Consider the following 1,688-nt stretch of genomic DNA (forward strand, 5'->3'; position numbering starts at 1 on the left):
CTGGCGATTGTCGAATTTCGCAGGCTGATGGCGGATGCTGCGCGGCGCGTGGCCGAGGGCGGCCCGGCCATCGGCACCGAGGAACCGCGCGTCCCCCACGTCCAGATCGCCTCGCGCGAGGGCATCTTCCCCAAGGAGCAGGACTGGCGCACGATCGGACGCGACCTCGATGCGACGCTGACCTCGGCGGCGGAATGATCGCCGCGCCTGTCGGCTGAACAGAAAGGCGTGGCAGCCGGGCCGCCACGCCTTCCGCGCCGGTGCTCCGCATCGGTTACGGCCGCCGCCGCCGCAGGACCGGCCAGCGGCGCCGCGCCCGACATGCCTCAGCCCGCGAAGCTGATCGCCACGGTCTTCTGCTCGGTATAGCCCAGGATCTCCTCCAGGCATTCCTCGCGCCCGATGCCGGACTGCTTGACCCCGCCGAACGGCGCGCCGGGGTAATGGTCGGACGAATTGTTCACCCAGACGTAACCCGCCTCCAGGCGCTCGGCCGCGCGCATCGCCGTGTCCAGATCGCGGGTCCAGATCGAGGCCGTCAGACCGTATTCCACCGCATTGGCCATCGCGAACATCTGCTCTTCGTCGGTCCACCGCAGGACCGAGAGGAGCGGGCCGAAGACCTCTTCCGAGGCGATCCGCATGTCGGGCGTCACATCGGCAAAGACCGTGGGCCGCACGAAGTAGCCGCCGGAAAGATGCTCGGGGACCGGGCCGCCGGCCACCATGCGGGCCCCGCCCTGCTGGCCGGCATCGATGTAGGACAGCACCTTCTCGTACTGGGGGCGGGTGGACATGCAGCCCATCTCGGTCTCGGCACTGGTCGGATCGCCCAGCCTGATCGCCTCGAAGGCGGCGGCCAGCCGCTCGACCACCGCATCATGGACGCTGTCGTGCACGAGAACCCGGCTGGTCGAGCCGCAGGATTGCCCGCCCGTCCAGCCCAGGTTCATCCCCCTCACTGCGCCTGCCACCGCCTTGTCGATATCGGCATCCGGCCAGATCACCAGGGCGTTCTTGCCGCCCAGTTCCAGGGTCAGCCGCTTGAGCGTCGAGGCCCCGGCGCGCATCACCGCCCGGCCCGTCGCGGCCGAGCCCACCAGGCTGACATTGCCGATGCCGGGATGTTCGGCCATCGCCGCACCCAGCCGACCGTCCCCGTTCAGCACCGAGAACAGCCCGGCCGGAAGCAGGTCCCCGACCAGTTCGGCGATGCGCAGGGCGGCCAGCGGCGTGTGTTCCGAGGGCTTGAAGATCACGGCGTTTCCCGCGACCAGCGGTGCGCCCATCTTCGCCAGGATGAACATCATCGGATGGTTGAAGGGGATGATGCGCGCCACCACGCCGATCGGTTCGCGCCGCACGAAGGTCATGCGCCCCTGTCCCGACGGCACGCTGTCGCCCTTCACCTCGGGGGCCAGGCCGATGAAGTATTCCAGCAGCGTGGTTCCCAGATCGACGTCGAACAGCATCCCCTTCAGCGGGTTGCCGCAGTCGATGGCATCCAGCATGGCAAGATCGTCGCGATGGGCGCGAATGCGCTCGACCACGGCGCGCAGGATGCGCGCGCGCGCCAGGGGCGCCAGTGCGGCCCAGTCGCCCTGCGCCTGCCGTGCGGCGGCAACCGCCCGGTCCAGATCGGCCGCGCCAGCGGCCGCGACAGTGCCCAGGTCCTGCCCGGTGGCGGG

General features: G+C 70.0%; 1 protein-coding gene and 1 pseudogene. One reads left to right on the forward strand and one right to left on the reverse strand.

What is annotated here, in order from left to right:
• Window positions 1-198 (forward strand): annotated as a pseudogene (locus EYE42_RS16090) (hypothetical protein); the annotation flags it as partial.
• Between the two features lie 128 nt (window positions 199-326).
• Here EYE42_RS16090 and EYE42_RS15870 read toward each other — a convergent pair.
• Window positions 327-1,688 (reverse strand): aldehyde dehydrogenase family protein (locus tag EYE42_RS15870; RefSeq protein ID WP_130992286.1); only part of this gene is annotated, 1,362 nt, incomplete at its 5' end.

It is taken from the genome of Paracoccus subflavus (genome assembly GCF_004310345.1).
GTDB lineage: Bacteria > Pseudomonadota > Alphaproteobacteria > Rhodobacterales > Rhodobacteraceae > Paracoccus > Paracoccus subflavus.